The organism is Escherichia sp. 93.0816, assembly GCF_013368855.2.
GTDB classification, from domain to species: Bacteria; Pseudomonadota; Gammaproteobacteria; order Enterobacterales; family Enterobacteriaceae; genus Escherichia; species Escherichia ruysiae.
This window is the reverse complement of sequence record NZ_JABWNC020000001.1, coordinates 468,173-489,151: the sequence shown is the minus strand read 5'-3', so window position 1 is coordinate 489,151 and position 20,979 is coordinate 468,173. Positions and strand designations below refer to the sequence as shown.

Sequence of the window (20,979 nt, the reverse complement as noted above, 5' to 3'; positions counted from 1 at the left end):
AACGATGGGTAAAACCCACCCCTTGCCAATATTAATTACTGGCGGAGGCCGTCGCATCGGCCTTGCCCTCGCCTGGCATTTCATTAATCAAAAGCAACCGGTGATTGTCAGCTATCGGACGCACTATCCTGCCATTGATGGGCTGATTAATGCGGGTGCGCAATGTATTCAGGCTGATTTTTCAACCAACGACGGTGTGATGGCGTTTGCCGATGAGGTACTAAAAAGCACCCACGGCCTGCGTGCTATTTTGCATAACGCCAGCGCGTGGATGGCTGAAAAACCAGGTACGCCACTGACTGACGTGCTGGCCAGCATGATGCAGATCCACGTTAATACTCCATACCTTCTTAACCACGCTCTGGAAAGATTACTGCGTGGGCACGGACACGCCGCCAGCGATATCATTCACTTTACCGATTATGTGGTGGAGCGCGGAAGCGACAAACATATTGCCTATGCTGCGAGCAAAGCGGCGCTGGATAATATGACCCGCTCGTTTGCCCGCAAGCTGGCACCGGAAGTGAAAGTGAATTCTATCGCGCCATCGCTGATCCTGTTTAATGAGCATGATGATGCTGAATATCGTCAACAGGCGCTGAATAAATCACTGATGAAAACCGCGCCTGGCGAGAAAGAAGTGATCGACCTGGTCGATTATTTACTCACCAGTTGCTTTGTTACCGGACGCAGTTTTCCGCTTGATGGCGGTCGACATCTGCGTTAATGCAGCTTCATCCAGCATATAATCAACACCCATGCGCTTATCCCCCAGCACGCAACGGAACCCACAAAAGCAGCGGGCAAGCGCATTATTCCGGTGAAATACCACAGCGACGCCAGGTAAATAAAATAGGGAATAATCGACCACATGCTGAAAATGATGGTTGCGCGTAAGGCTTCAATGCCGCGTTCGCTGGCAACAATATAATGCGCAATAAGCGCAAAGGTCGGGAAAAGCGGAATCAGCCCGGCGATATAGTAATTTTTCGTTTTTGCTAATACACCAATTAACACCACCACCAGCGCACCAAGCGCGGCTTTGATTACCAGCCCCATCTTTTTACCTTAACACTTCCATAACAAGTCATCCGTAGAATACCTGATGCAAACTTGTTTAGGAACGATTGATAGTAAGTAAAAACGGTGCAGTGTATTGTGACGTTTTTATATCTACCGTGAATAATATGAACACTATCGTATTTGTGGAAGATGACGCAGAAGTCGGTTCACTGATTGCCGCGTATTTGGCGAAACATGATATACAGGTAACCATTGAACCTCGCGGCGACCATGCAGAAGAAACAATTCTGCGGGAAAATCCGGATCTGGTGCTCCTCGATATCATGCTACCAGGCAAGGACGGCATGACTGTCTGTCGTGATTTACGCACTAAATGGAGCGGGCCTATAGTTCTGCTGACATCTCTCGATAGTGATATGAACCACATTCTGGCTCTGGAAATGGGCGCCTGCGACTATATTCTCAAAACGACGCCCCCCGCAGTCCTGCTGGCGCGGTTACGTTTACATTTGCGTCAGAATGAGCAAACTACGCTGACCAAAGGTATACAAGAAGCACCTCTTACTCCTTACAAGGCATTGCATTTCGGTACGTTGACCATCGATCCCATTAACCGTGTAGTTACGCTTGCTGACCGTGAAATTTCACTTTCTACCGCCGATTTTGAACTGCTCTGGGAGTTAGCCACCCACGCGGGGCAAATTATGGACAGAGATGCATTGTTGAAAAATTTACGCGGCGTCAGCTATGACGGCCTGGATCGTAGCGTGGACGTGGCTATTTCGCGGTTAAGAAAAAAACTGCGCGATAACGCTGCCGAACCTTATCGCATTAAAACCGTGCGAAACAAAGGCTATCTGTTTGCGCCTCATGCGTGGGAATAAGCGATGAAAAAACTGTTTATCCAGTTTTATCTTTTACTGTTTGTCTGCTTTCTGGTGATGTCCCTGCTGGTTGGGCTGGTGTACAAATTTACCGCCGAACGCGCGGGCAAACAGTCACTGGATGATTTGATGAACAGTTCGCTGTATCTGATGCGCAGCGAATTGCGTGAAATCCCCCCACACGACTGGGGTAAGACGCTGAAAGAGATGGATTTAAATCTCTCTTTCGATCTGCGTGTCGAGCCACTGAGTAAATACCATCTTGATGATATTTCCATGCACCGGCTGCGTGGCGGCGAAATTGTCGCCCTGGACGATCAGTACACGTTTTTACAACGTATCCCGCGCAGCCACTACGTGCTGGCAGTTGGTCCTGTTCCTTATCTTTATTATCTCCATCAGATGCGATTGCTGGATATCGCGCTGATCGCTTTTATTGCCATCTCCCTCGCCTTTCCGGTGTTTATCTGGATGCGTCCGCACTGGCAGGACATGCTAAAACTGGAAGCAGCGGCACAACGATTTGGCGATGGGCATCTCAATGAACGTATTCACTTTGATGATGGTTCGAGTTTTGAACGACTTGGCGTGGCGTTTAACCAGATGGCGGACAATATCAACGCCTTGATTGCCAGCAAAAAACAGCTTATCGACGGTATCGCCCACGAACTGCGAACGCCGTTAGTGCGCCTGCGTTATCGCCTGGAGATGAGCGATAACCTGAGCGCAACAGAATCTCAGGCGCTGAATCGCGATATCAGCCAACTGGAAGCTTTAATTGAAGAACTGCTGACTTATGCCCGACTCGATCGCCCGCAAAATGAGCTCCATCTTAGCGAACCAGACCTGCCGTTGTGGCTATCAACGCATCTGGCCGATATTCAGGCGCTAACTCCCGATAAAACGGTACGGATAAAAACCATCACGCAAGGTCATTATGCGGCGCTGGATATGCGCTTAATGGAGCGCGTACTGGATAACTTGCTCAATAACGCCCTGCGCTACTGCCATTCAACCGTTGAAACCAGCCTGCTACTGACAGGAAACAGAGCGACATTAATTGTTGAAGATGATGGTGCAGGGATTGCACCACAGGATCGAGAGCATATTTTTGAACCCTTTGTTCGCCTCGACCCCAGCCGTGACCGTGCAACCGGCGGCTGCGGGCTGGGACTGGCAATTGTCCGCTCTATTGCGCTGACTATGGGCGGCACGGTTAATTGTGATACCAGCGAACTGGGTGGTGCCCGCTTCTCGTTTAGCTGGCCGTTATGGCACAACATTGCGCAATTTACCTCTGCCTGACGCTAAGCGCACGGTGGTCAAACCGTCGCCACTGTGCTATAAAACAAGTATGTTGTAACTAAATGGTGATTTTATGGCTCGTTACGATCTCGTAGATCGACTCAATACTACCTTTCGCCAGATGGAGCAAGAACTTGCCGCATTTGCCGCTGAGCTTGAACAGCACAAGTTGCTGGTTGCCCGGGTGTTCTCTTTACCGGAAGTCAAAAAAGAGGATGAGCATAATCCGCTGAACAGCATTGAAGTTAAGCAACATCTCGGCAAAGAGGCGCAGGCGCTCGCGCTACGTCATTTCCGCCATTTGTTTATTCAGCAACAGTCTGAAAATCGCAGCAGCAAGGCCGCTGTTCGTCTGCCCGGCGTGTTGTGTTATCAGGTCGACAATCTTTCACAAGCGGCGCTGGTAAGTCATATCCAGCGCATCAATCAACTTAAAACCACTTTCGAGCATATCGTCACGGTTGAGTCAGAACTTCCTACGGCGGCGCGTTTTGAATGGGTGCATCGCCATTTGCCGGGGCTGATCACACTGAACGCTTACCGCACCCTCACCGTTCTGCATGACCCCGCAACTTTACGTTTTGGCTGGGCGAATAAACATATCATTAAGAATTTGCATCGTGATGAAGTGCTGGCGCAGCTGGAAAAAAGTCTGAAATCACCCCGCAGCGTTGCACCGTGGACGCGTGAGGAGTGGCAGGGAAAACTGGAGCGTGAATATCAGGATATTGCCGCCCTGCCACAGGACGCGAAGTTAAAAATCAAACGTCCGGTGAAGGTGCAGCCGATTGCCCGCGTCTGGTACAAGGGAGATCAAAAACAGGTACAACACGCCTGCCCGACGCCTCTGATTGCACTGATTAATCGGGATAATGGCGCGGGCGTGCCAGACGTTGGCGAGTTGTTGAATTACGATGCCGACAATGTGCAGCACCGTTATAAACCGCAGGCGCAGCCGCTTCGTTTGATCATTCCACGGCTGCACCTGTATGTTGCAGATTAACGCCCTGCTTTCATGCTACCGACCATCTGTTCTGGTCGTACCCAGCTGTCAAACTCGGCTTCGCTAAGATAGCCCAGCGCAAGGGCTGCGGCTTTTAAGGTCAGCCCTTCTTTATGCGCCTTTTTGGCAATCTCGGCGGCTTTGTCATAGCCAATGTGGGTGTTGAGTGCGGTCACCAGCATCAGCGATTCATTGAGTAATTGATTGATTCGCTCACGATTCGGCTCAATCCCCACTGCACAGTGTTTGTTAAAACTTTCCATGCCATCTGCCAGCAAGCGTACCGATTGCAGGAAATTGTGGATAACCATCGGGCGGAAGACGTTCAGTTCAAAGTTTCCGGAAGCGCCACCCATGTTGATCGCCACGTCGTTCCCCATCACCTGACAGCAAAGCATGGTTAACGCTTCACACTGCGTTGGGTTCACTTTCCCAGGCATGATTGAACTGCCCGGCTCGTTTTCCGGGATTGAGATTTCACCAATTCCGCAGCGAGGGCCTGATGCCAGCCAACGGACGTCATTGGCAATTTTCATCAGTGACGCAGCCAACCCTTTCAATGCGCCATGCGCCTGAACCAGCGCATCACAGGTCGCCAGAGCTTCAAATTTGTTCGGGGCGGTAACAAACGGCGCGCAGGTAATTACCGAAAGTTCATCCGCAACGCGACGCGCATATTCCGGATGAGTATTCAGCCCCGTCCCTACTGCTGTACCACCCAGCGCCAGTTCCGCCACGTGCGGCAGACTGTATTCAATATGTTTGAGATTATGCTCCAGCATCGCTACCCAACCAGAAATCTCCTGCCCCAGCGTCAGCGGCGTGGCGTCCTGCAAGTGGGTACGACCAATTTTGACGATATCAGCAAATGCGCGCGATTTCTCACTCAGCGTTTGTGTCAGTGTTTTAAGCTGCGGAATGAGTTGCTTGCGCAGCGCCAGCAGCGCCGCAACATGCATCGCCGTCGGAAAGACATCATTGGAACTTTGGCTTTTGTTCACGTCGTCATTAGGGTGAACTTTACGTTCCATCCCACGCACGCCGCCAAGCAATTCGCTCGCCCGGTTAGCCAGCACTTCGTTCATATTCATATTGCTTTGCGTACCGGAACCGGTCTGCCAGATAGCCAGCGGAAATTCATCGTCATGCTGTCCCGCCAGCACTTCATCTGCCGCCTGACGAATGGCACTCGCTTTCTCTTCAGACAGCAAGCCTAAATCTTCATTAACTTTTGCCGCTGCGCGCTTGGTTAGCGCCAGCGCATGAATCAGTGAGGTTGGCATTTTCTCCGTCGAAATGCGGAAATGCTCCAGCGAGCGTTGAGTTTGTGCGCCCCACAGCTTATCTGCCGGGACATCGATCGCACCCATCGAATCTTTTTCGCTGCGTACTGTTTTCATGGACTGCTCCTCACCTGATTAATTTTTTCTTTCTGTTTTGCTTACGTTAAGCAACTTTTAGCTCACTCATTATTTACTATTTGATAACAAATGTTTGGTCTTTCGTGCCATGTAAAAAAGCCGCCCCGAAGGACGGCTCTGTTTATTTCACGCAGCGGGTACACTGTGTGAGCTGTATCTGCTGGAAGAAGTCATTTCCTTTATCATCCACAAGGATAAACGCCGGGAAATCTTCCACTTCGATTTTCCAGATCGCTTCCATTCCCAGTTCAGGATACTCAACACATTCCAGGCTCTTAATACTGCCCTGTGCCAGCACTGCCGCCGGGCCGCCAATACTGCCGAGGTAGAAGCCACCGTGTTTTTTACAGGCATCCGTCACCTGCTGGCTGCGGTTGCCTTTCGCCAGCATGATCATACTTCCGCCCTGCGCTTGCAGTTGATCGACATAAGAATCCATCCGTCCGGCGGTTGTTGGGCCGAGAGAACCGGAGGCATAACCTTCTGGCGTTTTTGCCGGACCCGCGTAGTAAATCGGGTGATCTTTGATGTATTGCGGTAGCCCTTCGCCGTTGTCCATGCGCTCTTTCAGTTTGGCGTGGGCAATATCACGACCGACGATAATCGTGCCGTTAAGCGATAAGCGCGTAGAAACGGGATACTGCGACAACTGTGCAAGGATCTCTTTCATCGGACGATTAAGGTCTACGCGCACCGCCTCGCCTTCTCCCGCTTTACGCAATTCTTCAGGGATATATTTGCCTGGATTATGTTCCAGTTTTTCGATCCAGATCCCCTGACGGTTGATCTTCGCTTTAATATTACGGTCAGCGGAACAGGAAACGCCCATACCAACCGGGCAGGATGCACCATGACGCGGCAGGCGAATCACGCGGATATCGTGAGCGAAGTATTTACCACCAAACTGCGCCCCCAGACCAAGATTTTGCGCTTCGATCAGTAATTCTTTTTCCAGCTCCACATCGCGGAACGCCTGACCGTGCTCATTCCCTTCCGTGGGCAGTTCGTCATAGTATTTAGCGGAAGCCAGTTTTACCGTTTTAAGGTTAGTTTCCGCAGACGTTCCTCCAATAACGAACGCAATGTGATACGGAGGACACGCCGCCGTCCCCAGCGTGCGCATTTTCTCAACCAGGTAATTTTTCAGTTTCCCCGGCGTCAGTAACGCTTTGGTTTCCTGATAAAGATACGTTTTGTTTGCCGAACCGCCACCTTTGGCAATACAGAGGAATTTGTACTCGTCGCCATCAACGGCATAAAGATCGATCTGCGCTGGCAGGTTGGTGCCGGTATTCACCTCTTTATACATATCCAGCGGCGCGTTTTGCGAGTAGCGCAGATTATCTTCGATATAGGTGTTATAGACACCGCGCGCCAAAGCCGCTTCGTCGCCACCGCCGGTCCATACGCGCTGTCCTTTTTTACCAACGATAATCGCGGTACCGGTATCCTGACAGGTTGGCAGAACGCCTTTTGCCGCGATATCGGAGTTTCGCAGGAATTGCAGTGCCACATATTTATCGTTTTCGCTGGCTTCCGGGTCACGCAGAATGTCGGCAACCTGCTGTTGGTGAGCCGGGCGCAGCATAAATGACGCATCATGAAACGCCTGACGCGCCAGCAGAGTTAACGCTTCTGGCGCGACTTTCAAAATCTCCTGCCCTTCAAATTCAGATACGCTAACGTGTTCGCTGGTCAGCAGGTAATACTCGGTATCATCTTTTTTGAGTGGGAAAGGAGCCTGATAATGAAAGGGTTTGTTTGACATTGTTCTCTCACTTACTGCCTGGTTTGGTTATGCTCTGGGCGGGTGTTCCGTTGCCCTGTTAAAAGCGAGCAACAATATCCTACACACTTTTTTAACAAAAACTGAGACTAGTACGACTTTTTGCGGCTCCAGGTTACTTCCCGTAGGATTCTTGCTTTAATAGCGGGATTAATTTCCACATTTAAACAGGGATTGATCATGCAAAAACTCATTAACTCAGTGCAAAACTATGCCTGGGGCAGCAAAACGGCATTGACTGAACTTTATGGTATGGAAAATCCGTCCAGCCAGCCGATGGCCGAGCTGTGGATGGGGGCACATCCGAAAAGCAGTTCCCGTGTGCACAATGCCACAGGAGATATCGTTTCACTGCGTGATGTGATTGAGAGTGATAAATCGACTCTGCTTGGAGAGGCCGTTGCCAGACGCTTTGGCGAACTGCCTTTCCTGTTCAAAGTATTATGCGCAGCCCAGCCGCTCTCCATTCAGGTTCATCCGAACAAACGCAATTCTGAAATCGGTTTCGCCAAAGAAAATGCCGCAGGTATTCCGATGGATGCCGCCGAGCGTAACTATAAAGATCCTAACCACAAGCCGGAGCTGGTTTTTGCGCTGACACCATTCCTCGCGATGAACGCGTTTCGTGAGTTTTCCGAGATTGTCTCTCTGCTCCAGCCAGTTGCGGGCGCACATCCGGCAATTGCTCACTTTTTACAACAGCCCAATGCCGAGCGTTTAAGCGAACTGTTCGCCAGCCTGTTAAATATGCAGGGTGAAGAAAAATCCCGCGCGCTGGCGATTTTAAAATCGGCACTCGACAGCCAACAGGGCGAACCGTGGCAAACGATTCGTTTAATTTCTGAATTTTACCCGAATGACAGCGGTCTGTTCTCCCCGCTGTTGCTGAATGTGGTGAAACTGAACCCTGGCGAAGCGATGTTCCTGTTCGCTGAAACACCACACGCCTACCTGCAAGGCGTGGCGCTGGAAGTGATGGCGAACTCCGATAACGTGCTGCGTGCGGGTCTGACGCCTAAATACATTGATATTCCTGAGCTCGTTGCCAACGTGAAGTTCGAAGCTAAACCAGCTAACCAGTTGTTGACCCAGCCGGTGAAGCAAGGTGCAGAACTGGACTTCCCGATTCCAGTGGAGGATTTTGCCTTCTCGCTGCATGATCTTAGTGATAAAGAAACCACCATCAACCAGCAAAGTGCCGCCATTTTGTTCTGCGTTGAAGGCGAAGCAACTCTGTGTAAAGGTTCTCAACAGTTACAGCTTAAACCGGGTGAGTCAGCGTTTATTGCCGCCAACGAGTCACCGGTGACAGTGAAAGGCCACGGACGTTTAGCCCGTGTTTACAACAAGCTGTAAGAGCTTACTGAAAAAATTAACATCTCTTGCTAAGCTTATTAAAGGCTTATAACACTTCAGGCGGCCAGTCCGCCTGATTTCATTTTATGGATAATCACTATGAATAAATCGCTGGTAGCGGTAGGCGTCATTGTTGCGCTCGGCGTAGTCTGGACAGGCGGCGCATGGTACACAGGCAAGAAAATAGAAACCCATCTCGAGGACATGGTCGCGCAGGCAAATGCGCAACTTAAGCTGACGGCTCCTGAATCCAACCTGGAAGTGAGTTATCAAAACTATCATCGCGGCGTGTTCAGCAGCCAGTTACAACTGGTGGTGAAACCCGTTGCCGGGAAAGAAAATCCGTGGATTAAAAGCGGTCAGAGCGTCATCTTCAACGAATCGGTTGATCATGGTCCCTTCCCCCTTGCCCAGCTTAAAAAACTGAACCTGATCCCATCGATGGCGTCGATTCAAACCACGCTTGTCAACAACAATGTGAGCAAGCCACTGTTTGATATGGCAAAAGGTGAAACGCCTTTTGAGATTAACTCCCGCATTGGTTACAGCGGTGATTCCAGTTCCGATATTTCGCTCAAGCAGCTGAATTACGAGAAAAAGGATGAAAAAGTCGCCTTTAGCGGCGGCGAGTTCCAGTTAAATGCTGACAGAGACGGTAAAGCCATCTCCCTTTCCGGGGAGGCGCAAAGTGGTCGGATAGACGCAGTTAACGAATACAATCAGAAAGTGCAGTTGACCTTTAATAATCTGAAAACCGACGGTTCCAGCACGCTGGCAAGTTTTGGTGAGCGCGTGGGCAACCAAAAACTGTCACTGGAAAAAATGACCATTTCGGTGGAAGGCAAAGAACTGGCGCTGCTGGAAGGCATGGAGATCAGCGGTAAATCAGACCTGGTCAATGACGGTAAAACGATCAATAGCCAACTGGATTACTCGCTAAATAGTCTGAAGGTACAGAATCAGGATCTGGGCAGCGGCAAGCTGACTTTAAAAGTGGGTCAGATTGATGGCGAAGCCTGGCATCAGTTTAGCCAGCAATATAACGCGCAAACTCAGGCACTGCTGGCACAGCCAGAGATTGCCAACAATCCCGAACTTTATCAGGAGAAAGTGACAGAAGCCTTCTTTAGCGCCCTGCCACTGATGTTGAAAGGCGATCCGGTGATAACTGTCGCTCCGTTAAGCTGGAAAAACAGTCAGGGTGAAAGTGCGCTGAATCTGTCGCTGTTCCTGAAAGATCCGGCAACGACTAAAGAAGCGCCGCAAACGCTGGCGCAGGAAGTAGACCGCTCGGTTAAGTCTCTGGAGGCAAAACTGACCATTCCGGTTGATATGGCAACTGAGCTGATGACCCAGGTAGCGAAGCTGGAAGGTTATCAGGAAGATCAAGCTAAAAAACTGGCAAAACAGCAAGTTGAAGGTGCATCAGCAATGGGGCAGATGTTCCGACTGACCACCTTGCAGGACAATACCATCACCACCAGCCTGCAATATGCTAACGGTCAGATCACGTTGAATGGCCAGAAAATGCCGCTGGAAGATTTTGTTGGTATGTTTGCAATGCCAGCATTAAACGTTCCGGCTGTACCAGCCATTCCGCAACAGTAATTCACTGCCAAAACGCCGGAGGGTTTTCTCTCCGGCGTTTTTTCTCACCTCAGCATAAAGTCATACTGAATACTCATTTTCACATCCCAGTAATTCAGGCGATCGCCCAGCGCACTGCCATCGCGCTTTTCCCGCCCTTTATCGGCGGCAAGAAAGAAATTCATCCCTTGTAGCGGCCCTTCGCTGACCCGATAGTTCATACCACCTAAGATGCCCGCACCTTCAATCCGCACGTCTCGTTTACTGGATTCATAACCACGGGTCACAATCGGCGCAAAAGTCAGCGTAAATTGCGGGGTTAAACGATAGTTGACGCCCAATTGCCAGGACTGCATTCCTTCACGGTTACGATCAAGACTTAATGAAAAAGGATAGCCAATGTCAGTGTCCACCACGGCGCCATTCATCGCATGACGCAGATAACCACCACTACCAAATACACTTCCCCACGGCGTGCTCCAGGTCAATTGTCCACTAACCAACGTCGTTTCATTGGGCTGCCTGGTATTACGACTTAAGCCTTCGAGTTGCGCGTAAAAGCCAAGCAACTCTCCTTTCAGCGCATAATTCTGGTCGAGGGGTATGCTTTTCTCCAGAATACTTTGTATCTGGTTGGAAACATCTTTCTGTGCCGATGCGCCCAGAGAATAGCGACTGGTATCATCATGCCAACTGGCGGCTAAAAAAGAACGTGCGCGATGTTTATCGTATTTCCCCGTCTGGCTGTTATAAACCCCTTCATCACGAATACCGGTTGTTGAGTCGGTCCACAAAAATACTCTTGAGCGCCACATCCCCCACAGTTCGATATTAGGTGTTAAAGCCCAATAACCTAATACCCCTTCGGAAACAGTCGGTAATGTACGTTGCGAACTGCCAGCAATTAACGGAATACGATAAGGTAAACTGCCATAACTATAATCTGTTCCGAAGCGGCCTAATTTAAGCAAGCCATTTTCACTCGGTTTTATTTTTACCGCACCCAGAGCATAGCCAAAACTTTTATCGCCATCAAGATACCATCGGGTACTCATATCAGCGCGAGCACCTAACTTATAAACATAATATGCTCCACCTTCGACGCCAATAATATTAGAATAATAGCCACTATTAAAATCGAGTAATCCTCCCTGTACCCACGCGTAAATATCTCTTCCCGCACCAGCACTGGGCTTGTCGGCCCGGCGTAATTCATTTTTCAGTCTGATGCGTAGCCCCGCTTCATCGTCAGCCAGTTGCGCGGCGTAAGCAGAGGTAAGGCCAGAGGCAGCCGTCAGGCAAATAACGGCCATGGCCACTATTTTTCTCATAGTTGCACCTTTGATGTTCTGATTATTTTTATAGAATATTAATTAGTGATATCGCTGATTAATTGCTGCTGCATTTGTTTGCGATTATCAATTTCAACTACAATTTCTTTGAATTTTTTATCCGTGAGCGGATAAAACCAGATTATAGCGAATGCCAGTAGCATAAATCCGCAAGGGACTAAAGCAATTGATGTGCGAATCCCCATAATAACTTCCGGTGTTTGCGCCTGATTGGCGATATATCCGCTTAATCCTAAAATAAAGGCGGGAATTGAACCTCCTATTGCCTGGCCGCATTTGCGGGTAAATGAGAATAGCGAATAGGTAAGCCCTTCAATTCGCACGCCGGTCAGGTATTCACCGTATTCTACGGTATCAGCTTCCAGCGCCCACATCACGGTCATGGTAACGCCCTGACCAATTGAAGCGATGGCTAACGCGAGCAACGCCACTGGCAGCGACCAGACGGAAACCCAGAAGAACAGCAGATAACCGCAGGTTCCCAGCAAAGCGCCAATCAGGAAGGTATTCTTTTTACCGATCCTCGCGACCATCCCTGGCACCAGCGGTGCCGACGCCACAGTACCGACCAGGTTTTGCACTAGTACCAGCACAGTAAACAGACCGGTGTCATTCAGCACATAGCGCACGTAGAACAACGACGATGCGCTGACCGCGAAGGTCGAAATCAGCACACACAGTGCACCGATGCACAACATAAACAGCGGACGATTCCGTTTCAGCGTTTGCAGACTGATCTTCAAGGACGGCTGCGCCACGATACGTACCACATTCTCACTCGTCGATTTGAAGCAGATGAAGTAAAGCACCATCCCGGCAATTGCCAGTACAATCGTCCAGAAATGGTACACCGACACCATCTCCTCCGGGCTGGAGTTTTTAATGCTCGGTCCTATCAGAAAAGCCAGACAGACAAAGGTCAGCGAAGCGGCAATTCCTCGAGCCGCGCCCAGACGGGCGCGGGACTGCGGTTGTTGGGTCATCGCGGTAGCAAGTGAACCATAAGGAATATTCACCAGGCTGTAGCAAAGCCCGAGGCCCATGTAGGTCAAATATGCATACACAACTTTGCTGCTATGACTCCAGTCGGTCGGCACCCAGAATACCAGCACGCTGAAGATCATTAACGGCGCAGTGCCAAAGAGTAAAAACGGGCGGAATTTTCCCCAGCGGGTATTCACACTGTCCACCACTCGTCCGGCAAAGACGTCGGCAAAGGCATCAAATACCCGCACCAGTAACAGCATGGTGCCCGCCGCAGCGGCACCGACGCCAGCGACGTCGGTGTAGTAACTCAACAGGAAGAGCGCCCCCATTGCGAAGGCGAAGTTATTGGCGACGTCACCGAGGCTGTAGCCGACGATGGTGCGCCAGGAGAGTTGTTGATTCATTGTTTGCCTCCCTGCTGCGGTTTTTCACCGAAGTTCATGCCAGTCCAGCGTTTTTGCAGCAAGAAAGCCGCCGACTTCGGTTTGCGGTCGCGGGTGAAGATCCCTTTCTTGTTACCGCCAACGCGCAAAATGCCCTGCGAGGTTGCAAAATCGGCGAAATTCCATACCTGTTCACCGACGACGGCGCTGACACGATCAAAGACGCGGTGATACATATCCAGCCATGCGCACTGATACTCTTCACTCCACATGTCGGTGTACATCGAGTGCAGGCCGGCTAACGTATCCACCCCGTATTCGGTGATGATAATCGGCTGATGCAGTTTCTCCTGCCAGGCCAGAAGTTCTTTTTCCAGTACCTTCTCTGCCGTTTCCAAATCGCCGCTTTGTACATACCAACCGTAATAACGGTTAAGACACAGCACATCGAAGAGATCGCTGATGGTATCGGTGTGAGCGTCGCAGAACATCACATTGACGCAGGTGATCGGTCGCGTCGGGTCGAGTTTACGCGTTGCTTCCGCCAGTGGCGCGAAATATTCCCGTGCGCCTTGCGGACGGGTATCCGGTTCGTTGGCAATACTCCACATCACCACGCTTGGGTGGTTTTTGTCACGCGCAATCAGTTCTTTAATCGCCTGTAAGTGCGCCTGCTGGGTTTCCCCGTTGACCGCCTCTTCGCTGTAGAGTTCTTTCGGCTTGTTGCCCGCTTCGAAACCAATGCCTAAAGAGAGGTTAAAGCCGACAGCTGCAGTTTCATCAATCACCACGATGCCATGTTCATCTGCCCAGTCGAGCATCTCTTCAGCGTAAGGGTAATGCGAGGTACGGTAAGAGTTGGCACCAATCCAGTCCATTAATGCGTGGTCGTGCACCATCAGCACGTTATCGAATCCTTTGCCACGCAAGTCCGCATCTTCATGGCGACCAAAACCAGTGAAGTAGAACGGTTTGTGGTTGATCAGGAACTGTTCGCCACTCACTGCCACTGACCGGATACCGATGCGCAGTGGATAGATGTCGCACTCTGTCTGGCTTTTGGCTGTGACGTACAGTTCATAGAGATAACCTTCGCCCGGTTGCCAGAGGTGCGGATTCACCACTTGCAAGGTTCCGTTGTTGCCTTGTCCTGTTGCAACAACCTGTTGATCCGCATCACGCAGTTCAACGCTGACATCACCATTTGCCACCACCTGCCAGTCAATAGACGCGTGGTTACAGTCTTGCGCTACGTGCGTCACTACGGTGATATCGTCTACCCAGGTGTTCGGCGTGGTGTAGAGCATTACGCTGCGATGGATCCCGGCGTAGTTAAAGAAATCATGGAAGTAAGACTGCTTTTTCTTACCGTTTTCGTCGGTAATGACCATTCCCGGCGGGATAGTCTGCCAGTTCAGTTCGTTGTTCACACAAACGGTGATACGTACTCTTTTCCCGGCAATAACATATGGCGTGACATCGGCTTCAAACGGCGTATATCCCCCCTGATGCTTCATCACTTCCTGATTGTTTACCCACACTTTGCCGTAATGAGTGACCGCATCGAAACGCAGCACGATACGCTGACCCGCCCAACCTTTAGGTATAAAGACTTCGCGCTGATACCAGACGTTGCCCACATAATTACGAATATCCGCATCGGCAAACTGATCGTTAAAACTGCCCGGCACAGCAATTGCCCGGCTCTCTTGTAACGCGCTTTCCCACCAACGCTGATCAATTCCACAGTTTTCGCGATCCAGACTGAATGCCCACAGGCCGTCGAGTTTTTTGATTTCACGGGTTGGGGTTTCTACAGGACGTAACATAAGGGACTCCTCATTAAGATAAAAACACTGGTCAACCTTTAATCTGATTAGTTAACCAATTTTGTGATGTACACAGTTATCTGTGAGAAACCCATGGAAGAGAAATGGAAATAAAAAGAACTGACACCGCGATCAAAAAACCAAAAACTGCAATACCCACAGCGTGATACGGATCGCATTAATCTTTAAAACAGCGTTGACAGAAGCCATAAAATAAGCAATCGAACGTTCATTCGAATAGATTTTAAATGATAAATTCACGAGCCATATGGCTAATGTGTATGTGTTAACGGAGGTTTTGTGACGAAACGGAAAGAGTTTCTATGCAGGATTAAGCGAGCCAGTCTTCACCAACCCGCGAAAAGACAAAATCAGGATGCGGTTAAAATACCACCAATCATCGCGCGTAATCCCCGGGCGAATGACGCTTCACACGCCAGGTCTTCGGCTTCGATATCGGCCAGTACGCCATAGGTCAAATCCAGCAGTAAACGAGAGGTCATTGCCGTGTTAATGTCAGGGTTTATCTCACCTTTTTGCTGGGCATCACGCATACGCTGGGCGATAAACTCCGTAATCGTCAGATGCTTATTCTTTAGCATGGCGGCGACCTGTGGATTGCGCATCCCTTCTGCCATAATTTCGACCACCAGCGCCCTTTGTCCAAAGGCTTCATGAGTGAGAGACACTATCGACTCGACCATATAGTCAACGAAATGAATCCCTTCGATAGGTTCGCGGAAGCGGATCACCGCCCTCTCCTGATCCTGAAGGATAATCGCCTGAATCAGGGCTTCTTTAGAAATGAAATGGTGATAGAGCGTTCCTGGGCTTATGCCGCAAGATTTACAGATGGCTTTCATCGAGGCACTGTGAAATCCATTTTCTGAAAAAATCTCTCTGGCAGCATTGAGGATCCGGGTCCGTGTCGGTTGTGCTTCAGTCTGCATGTTATCCATCGTTAAACCATTATAGTTAGCGTGAATAAGTAGTTTACCGCTTTGCCATGCAAGCGCCTAACATTGCAGGTCAAATGTGCGAAGCCCCCCGCATTCGAGTATTATTCACACGATAATTGGTCAACCAGTAATCGAAATATAGCAACCAGTAGCGAGATAGATGCATTTTTCTGATAACCCATCAGCATCGGAAAACAACGCTGAGTTGCGTTGTTTTCCGGGTTATTCTAATTAATTGAGTTCCTGTACCCCACCGCCGGAGACAGTGAGAATTTGTCCGCTTATCCAGCTGGCTGCGGGTGAACACAAGAACAACGCCGCATTAGCAATATCTTGCGGTTGGCCCAGACGTCTGATTGGCGTGTGTTGCAACATTTTTTGTTCGATTTCTGGTGTAATAACGGATTTGAGGGCATCCGTTAATATTGCTCCTGGCGCAATACCATTCACCCGAATATTTTTTTCACCCAGGTCAAACGCCATATTCCTGACCAGATGACTGGCCGCAGCTTTAGATGACGCATACGAGGTCATGTTTTTATTTTTATTTTCTGCCGCCATAGAAGTGATAGTCAGAATAACGCCACCGCCATTTTTTTCCATTTCTGGCGCAATGAGTTGCGAAAGATGGAAAAAAGAAAAGACATTCAGTTCATAAGCGCGGCGAAAATCCGCCATTGGCATATCAAATGGCTTAGGACCACCGCCACCAGCGTTGTTAACCAGAATATCAACTTTACCCAACTTACTGATGGCAAAGTCTGCCAGAGCGGATAATTCCTGTTCGGACGTAATATCACAGCGCCACGCAAATGCCTGACCACCCAGTTGTTGAATCTCATCAACAACATGATTTGCTGCATCGGCGTTAATATCACTGACCACTACAGATGCACCTGCTGTCGCGAATGTAATGGCGATTTCTTTACCAATACCTGCACCCGCACCGGTGATGATGGCGCATTTTCCGTCGAGTCTCAGGTTGTCAGAATTAAACACATAAACCTCCTGTGAACTTCAGTAAAAATAAAAGGCACCGCCTGTGTGCCACATTTTTTATCATTAACCTTGAGGAAAGGACACTACCAGGTATAGCAGATAAAGAGAGGATTATTTCGCCGCAATGAGCCGGGCGGGGATAATAAGATTACGTGAATGCGTCTCTTCATGGGTGATTTTTTGCATCATGCGATCCGCAAGTGTTGTACCAAGTTCCCGCGCAGGTGTACTTGCCCAGGTAACGGGTATGTCATCAAGTGTGGTTTGCGTCGCATCGGTAAATGCCGCCAGCGAAACCTGTTGCTCAAAGTAACGATCGACTCCGCTTTCCCCGCTCTGGCGCCCTGCTTTTAGCAAACCAAACCATGCCCCCATCGCAATAGTTTCGTTATAACAAACCACGGCGCTGATAGTCGGGTTACGGCGCAAAAGTGCCGTGATAGCTTCCGCAGCTTGCTTCTGGCTGGAAGCGCACTCCAGTACCCAATCGCTGTGAAACGGCAGGCCAAATTTTAATAATGTCGCACAGTATCCCCCCACCCGCTCCGCGCGGGTTAATGAGGAACTTTGCCCTCCCAGCCAGGCGATACGCTGATGTCCATTGCGAATGAGATGCTCCGTCAATAACTGCGCAGCCTGCATGTTGTCCGGGCGAACCGTATCGACATCATCAAGATAACTGGCACGGGAAGCGAAAATCACCGGGATACCTTTTTCTTCTGCCATCCGCCGCAGGCCATCGCTGCTTCCCGCCGCACCGGCAATCACTACACCATCGACGCCCTGGTTGAGCAACAGTGAGAACCGCTGTGCCAACTGCTCGCCGTCTTGACCGCCGTGAAGCAAAAAAACCATCCGCCCCTGCGCCTCCAGAGCTTCCGTCAATCCGGCCGTTAATTCAGCGTAAAATGACGTAGATAAATCACGCACGATCAAACCAATGACGCCGCTTTGCCCGCCGCGCAGTGCCGACGCCTGGCGATTGCGCACAAATCCCAGCTCTTCAATAGCTGCGTTAACCCGTTCCCCCGTAGCGGTAGATATCCGTCCTTTTCCGCTAAGTACCAGCGAAACGGTACTGACCGACACGCCCGCAGCCAGCGCAACATCATGAATGGTGATTTTTTTGGCGGTAGCCATACAGATGACCTACTCCCTGATTTTGTGACAGATAAAACGTTTTACCTTTAATTTATCTTATACCCGCTATTATCGTCGCGTAATGTGATTTATGCCTCACTAAAGTTTGATAAAACGTTTTATCTTCTCGCGCAATTTATTGAATCCAGACTGTTCTTAACAAGGAGTCGTTTTATGACGGCGAAAGCAGCACCGAAAGTCACGCTGTGGGAATTTTTCCAGCAGTTAGGCAAAACCTTTATGTTACCCGTCGCATTACTGTCGTTCTGCGGCATTATGTTAGGGATTGGTAGTTCCCTTAGTAGCCATGATGTCATCACCCTCATTCCGGCATTGGGTAACCCCGTGTTGCAGGCTATCTTTACCTGGATGAGTAAAATTGGCTCGTTCGCTTTTAGCTTTCTGCCGGTGATGTTCTGTATTGCGATCCCGCTAGGACTGGCGCGAGAGAACAAAGGCGTCGCAGCTTTCGCTGGTTTCGTGGGTTATGCGGTAATGAACCTGGCGGTTAACTTCTGGTTGACCAATAAAGGCATTCTGCCAACCACCGATGCAGCCGTTCTGAAAGCCAATAACATCCAGAGCATTCTTGGGATCCAGTCGATCGACACCGGGATCCTCGGTGCGGTGATCGCCGGTATTATCGTCTGGATGCTGCATGAGCGTTTCCATAATATCCGCCTGCCGGATGCGCTGGCATTCTTCGGCGGTACGCGCTTCGTGCCAATTATCTCCTCGCTGGTGATGGGTCTTGTCGGTCTGGTGATTCCGTTAGTCTGGCCGATTTTTGCCATGGGTATTAGCGGCTTAGGTCATATGATCAACAGCGCGGGTGATTTCGGACCTATGCTGTTTGGTACGGGTGAACGTCTGCTGTTGCCGTTTGGTCTGCATCACATTCTGGTGGCATTAATTCGCTTTACCGACGCGGGCGGCACGCAGGAAGTCTGTGGACAAACCGTCAGCGGCGCACTCACCATCTTCCAGGCGCAATTAAGCTGCCCGACCACTCACGGTTTCTCTGAAAGCGCCACGCGTTTCCTCTCCCAGGGTAAAATGCCTGCATTCCTCGGCGGTCTGCCAGGTGCTGCATTAGCCATGTATCACTGTGCTCGCCCGGAAAACCGTCATAAAATTAAAGGTCTGCTGATTTCTGGCCTGATCGCCTGTGTTGTTGGCGGCACCACCGAACCGCTGGAGTTCCTGTTCCTGTTCGTAGCGCCAGTTCTCTACGTCATCCACGCGCTGTTAACCGGCCTCGGCTTCACCGTCATGTCTGTGCTCGGCGTCACCATCGGTAATACCGACGGCAATATCATCGACTTTGTGGTGTTCGGTATTCTGCATGGCCTGTCGACTAAGTGGTACATGGTGCCAGTGGTAGCGGCAATCTGGTTTGTCGTTTACTACGTCATCTTCCGTTTCGCTATCACCCGCTTCAATCTGAAAACCCCGGGGCGCGACAGTGAAGTTGCCAGCTCAATCGAAAAAGCCGTTGCTGGTGCGCCGGGTAAATCAGGTTACAACGTTCCGGCAATTCTCGAAGCCTTAGGCGGTGCCGACAATATTGTCAGCCTGGATAACTGCATTACCCGTCTGCGTTTGTCAGTGAAAGATATGTCGCTTGTTAATGTGCAGGCTCTAAAGGACAATCGGGCAATTGGCGTAGTACAACTTAATCAACATAACCTGCAGGTTGTTATCGGGCCACAAGTTCAGTCAGTAAAAGACGAAATGGCTGGTCTGATGCGTACTGTTCAGGCATAAGGATAAAATATGTTCGATTTTTCAAAGGTCGTGGATCGTCATGGAACATGGTGTACACAGTGGGACTATGTCGCTGACCGTTTCGGCACTGCTGACCTGTTACCGTTCACGATTTCAGACATGGATTTTGCCACCGCCCCTTGCATTATCGGGGCGCTTAATCAACGCCTGATGCACGGTGTATTTGGCTACAGCCGCTGGAAAAACGATGAGTTTCTCACGGCTATTGCCCACTGGTTCTCCACCCAGCATAACACCGCCATTGATACGCAGTCGGTAGTTTATGGTCCTTCTGTTATCTATATGGTGTCGGAGTTGATTCGCCAGTGGTCTGCTGTCGGTGAAGGTGTAGTGATCCATACTCCAGCTTACGACGCATTTTACAAAGCCATCGAAGGTAATCAGCGCACCGTGATGCCCGTTGCTTTAGAGAAACGAGCAGACGGCTGGTTTTGCGATATGACCAAACTGGAAGCGGTGTTGGCAAAACCGGAGTGTAAAATTATGCTCCTGTGTAGCCCACAGAACCCCACCGGTAAGGTCTGGAGTTGTGACGAACTGGAGATAATGGCAGACCTGTGCGAGCGGCATGATGTGCGCGTTATCTCCGATGAAATCCATATGGATATGGTATGGGGCGAGCAACCGCATATTCCCTGGAGCAACGTGGCGCGTGGAAACTGGGCGCTGCTGACCTCTGGCTCAAAAAGCTTCAACATACCGGCTCTGACCGGAGCCTACGGCATCATTGAAAATAGCGATAGTCGCGAGGCGTATTTATCGGCACTGAAAGGTCGTGATGGATTGTCCTCACCAGCCGTACTGGCGCTTACCGCCCATATTGCCGCCTATCAACAAGGCGCGCCGTGGCTGGATGCCTTACGTGTCTATCTGCAAGACAATCTGACATATATCGCAAATACGATGAATGCAGCGTTCCCGGAACTCAACTGGCAGATCCCACAATCCACTTATCTTGCCTGGCTTGATCTACGTCCGTTGAATATCGACGACAACGCATTGCAAAAAGCCCTGATTGAGCAAGAAAAAGTAGCGATCATGCCGGGATATACCTACGGTGAAGAGGGTCGTGGCTTTGTTCGTCTCAATGCCGGATGCCCGCGTTCAAAACTGGAAAAAGGTGTTGCCGGTTTGATTAACGCCATCCGAACTGTACGTTGATTACGATTGCGCAACG

Annotated in this window: 17 protein-coding genes; 8 read left to right on the top strand and 9 right to left on the bottom strand. The window is 50.2% G+C overall.

Annotation, left to right across the window (positions count from 1 at the left end; all coding sequences use genetic code 11):
• Positions 1-4: 4 nt before the first annotated feature.
• Positions 5-727, top strand: coding sequence for a dihydromonapterin reductase (gene folM, locus HEM79_RS02495; RefSeq protein WP_000520629.1), 723 nt, complete (start codon positions 5-7; stop codon positions 725-727).
• Here the strand turns inward: folM and HEM79_RS02490 are convergent.
• Positions 724-1,059, bottom strand: coding sequence for a GlpM family protein (locus HEM79_RS02490; RefSeq protein WP_000524882.1), 336 nt, complete (start codon positions 1,057-1,059; stop codon positions 724-726). The genes folM and HEM79_RS02490 overlap by 4 nt on opposite strands.
• 128 nt (positions 1,060-1,187) lie before the next feature.
• On the opposite strand from HEM79_RS02490, the gene rstA reads away from it, so the two are divergent.
• The 3 genes from rstA (at position 1,188) to tus (ending at position 4,215) form a co-directional block, all read left to right on the top strand.
• Positions 1,188-1,907 (top strand): two-component system response regulator RstA, encoded by a 720-nt coding sequence (gene rstA / locus HEM79_RS02485; protein ID WP_176241095.1) that lies wholly within the window; start codon positions 1,188-1,190, stop codon positions 1,905-1,907.
• 3 nt (positions 1,908-1,910) lie between these two features.
• Positions 1,911-3,212 carry a two-component system sensor histidine kinase RstB gene (gene rstB / locus HEM79_RS02480; RefSeq protein ID WP_176241096.1) on the top strand — a complete coding sequence of 434 codons (1,302 nt, stop codon included), beginning with the start codon at positions 1,911-1,913 and terminating at the stop codon, positions 3,210-3,212.
• 73 nt (positions 3,213-3,285) lie between these two features.
• Positions 3,286-4,215, top strand: coding sequence for a DNA replication terminus site-binding protein (gene tus, locus HEM79_RS02475; protein WP_176241097.1), 930 nt, complete (start codon positions 3,286-3,288; stop codon positions 4,213-4,215).
• On the opposite strand, the gene fumC is transcribed toward tus, so the two are convergent.
• Positions 4,212-5,615, bottom strand: a complete 1,404-nt coding sequence (gene fumC, locus HEM79_RS02470; protein WP_000860010.1) for a class II fumarate hydratase — start codon at positions 5,613-5,615, stop codon at positions 4,212-4,214. The two genes, tus and fumC, sit on opposite strands and share 4 nt — an antisense overlap.
• A 142-nt stretch (positions 5,616-5,757) precedes the next feature.
• Positions 5,758-7,404, bottom strand: a complete 1,647-nt coding sequence (gene fumB / locus HEM79_RS02465) for a class I fumarate hydratase (protein ID WP_000066639.1) — start codon at positions 7,402-7,404, stop codon at positions 5,758-5,760.
• 198 nt (positions 7,405-7,602) lie between these two features.
• Here fumB and manA point away from each other — a divergent pair, with 198 nt between their 5' ends.
• Together manA and HEM79_RS02455 are read left to right on the top strand one after the other, a co-directional pair.
• Positions 7,603-8,778, top strand: a complete 1,176-nt coding sequence (gene manA, locus HEM79_RS02460) for a mannose-6-phosphate isomerase (protein WP_176241098.1) — start codon at positions 7,603-7,605, stop codon at positions 8,776-8,778.
• A 99-nt stretch (positions 8,779-8,877) separates the two neighbouring features.
• Complete coding sequence (locus HEM79_RS02455) at positions 8,878-10,386, top strand: YdgA family protein (protein WP_176241099.1); 1,509 nt, start codon at positions 8,878-8,880, stop codon at positions 10,384-10,386.
• A gap of 44 nt (positions 10,387-10,430) precedes the next feature.
• On the opposite strand, the gene uidC is transcribed toward HEM79_RS02455, so the two are convergent.
• The 6 genes from uidC to malI all read right to left on the bottom strand — a co-directional run bounded on the left by uidC (position 10,431) and on the right by malI (position 18,014).
• Positions 10,431-11,696 carry a glucuronide uptake porin UidC gene (uidC, locus tag HEM79_RS02450; RefSeq protein WP_176241100.1) on the bottom strand — a complete coding sequence of 422 codons (1,266 nt, stop codon included), beginning with the start codon at positions 11,694-11,696 and terminating at the stop codon, positions 10,431-10,433.
• Positions 11,697-11,734: 38 nt separating this feature from the next.
• The gene (gene uidB / locus HEM79_RS02445; protein WP_176241101.1) at positions 11,735-13,108 is read right to left on the bottom strand and encodes a glucuronide transporter; all 1,374 of its coding nucleotides are present in this window, start codon (positions 13,106-13,108) and stop codon (positions 11,735-11,737) included.
• Complete coding sequence (gene uidA, locus HEM79_RS02440) at positions 13,105-14,916, bottom strand: beta-glucuronidase (protein WP_176241102.1); 1,812 nt, start codon at positions 14,914-14,916, stop codon at positions 13,105-13,107. The genes uidB and uidA overlap by 4 nt, the downstream gene beginning before the upstream one ends.
• Positions 14,917-15,287: 371 nt before the next feature.
• Positions 15,288-15,875, bottom strand: coding sequence for a DNA-binding transcriptional regulator UidR (gene uidR / locus HEM79_RS02435; RefSeq protein ID WP_000369705.1), 588 nt, complete (start codon positions 15,873-15,875; stop codon positions 15,288-15,290).
• 231 nt (positions 15,876-16,106) lie between these two features.
• Entirely contained in the window at positions 16,107-16,874 is a 768-nt protein-coding gene (gene hdhA, locus HEM79_RS02430; RefSeq protein ID WP_000483368.1) for a 7-alpha-hydroxysteroid dehydrogenase, read from the bottom strand.
• A 111-nt stretch (positions 16,875-16,985) separates the two neighbouring features.
• Complete coding sequence (gene malI / locus HEM79_RS02425) at positions 16,986-18,014, bottom strand: mal regulon transcriptional regulator MalI (protein ID WP_176241103.1); 1,029 nt, start codon at positions 18,012-18,014, stop codon at positions 16,986-16,988.
• A gap of 174 nt (positions 18,015-18,188) precedes the next feature.
• Between malI and malX the strand changes: the two genes are divergently transcribed.
• Positions 18,189-19,781 (top strand): PTS maltose transporter subunit IICB, encoded by a 1,593-nt coding sequence (gene malX, locus HEM79_RS02420; protein WP_000125486.1) that lies wholly within the window; start codon positions 18,189-18,191, stop codon positions 19,779-19,781.
• A gap of 9 nt (positions 19,782-19,790) precedes the next feature.
• The gene (gene malY / locus HEM79_RS02415) at positions 19,791-20,963 is read left to right on the top strand and encodes a bifunctional maltose regulon transcriptional repressor/cystathionine beta-lyase MalY (protein WP_176241104.1); all 1,173 of its coding nucleotides are present in this window, start codon (positions 19,791-19,793) and stop codon (positions 20,961-20,963) included.
• Positions 20,964-20,979 lie beyond the last annotated feature (16 nt).

Excerpts from the sequence above, each read along its gene's own strand:
- tus (WP_176241097.1), top strand. The coding sequence starts at position 3,286 with ATGGCTCGTTACGATCTCGTAGATCGACTCAATACTACCTTTCGCCAG.
- uidC (WP_176241100.1), bottom strand. The coding sequence starts at position 11,696 with ATGAGAAAAATAGTGGCCATGGCCGTTATTTGCCTGACGGCTGCCTCT.
- HEM79_RS02490 (WP_000524882.1), bottom strand. The coding sequence starts at position 1,059 with ATGGGGCTGGTAATCAAAGCCGCGCTTGGTGCGCTGGTGGTGGTGTTA.
- uidA (WP_176241102.1), bottom strand. The coding sequence starts at position 14,916 with ATGTTACGTCCTGTAGAAACCCCAACCCGTGAAATCAAAAAACTCGAC.
- malX (WP_000125486.1), top strand. The coding sequence starts at position 18,189 with ATGACGGCGAAAGCAGCACCGAAAGTCACGCTGTGGGAATTTTTCCAG.
- malY (WP_176241104.1), top strand. The coding sequence starts at position 19,791 with ATGTTCGATTTTTCAAAGGTCGTGGATCGTCATGGAACATGGTGTACA.
- manA (WP_176241098.1), top strand. The coding sequence starts at position 7,603 with ATGCAAAAACTCATTAACTCAGTGCAAAACTATGCCTGGGGCAGCAAA.
- rstB (WP_176241096.1), top strand. The coding sequence starts at position 1,911 with ATGAAAAAACTGTTTATCCAGTTTTATCTTTTACTGTTTGTCTGCTTT.
- fumB (WP_000066639.1), bottom strand. The coding sequence starts at position 7,404 with ATGTCAAACAAACCCTTTCATTATCAGGCTCCTTTCCCACTCAAAAAA.
- fumC (WP_000860010.1), bottom strand. The coding sequence starts at position 5,615 with ATGAAAACAGTACGCAGCGAAAAAGATTCGATGGGTGCGATCGATGTC.
- uidR (WP_000369705.1), bottom strand. The coding sequence starts at position 15,875 with ATGGATAACATGCAGACTGAAGCACAACCGACACGGACCCGGATCCTC.
- malI (WP_176241103.1), bottom strand. The coding sequence starts at position 18,014 with ATGGCTACCGCCAAAAAAATCACCATTCATGATGTTGCGCTGGCTGCG.
- folM (WP_000520629.1), top strand. The coding sequence starts at position 5 with ATGGGTAAAACCCACCCCTTGCCAATATTAATTACTGGCGGAGGCCGT.
- rstA (WP_176241095.1), top strand. The coding sequence starts at position 1,188 with ATGAACACTATCGTATTTGTGGAAGATGACGCAGAAGTCGGTTCACTG.
- uidB (WP_176241101.1), bottom strand. The coding sequence starts at position 13,108 with ATGAATCAACAACTCTCCTGGCGCACCATCGTCGGCTACAGCCTCGGT.
- HEM79_RS02455 (WP_176241099.1), top strand. The coding sequence starts at position 8,878 with ATGAATAAATCGCTGGTAGCGGTAGGCGTCATTGTTGCGCTCGGCGTA.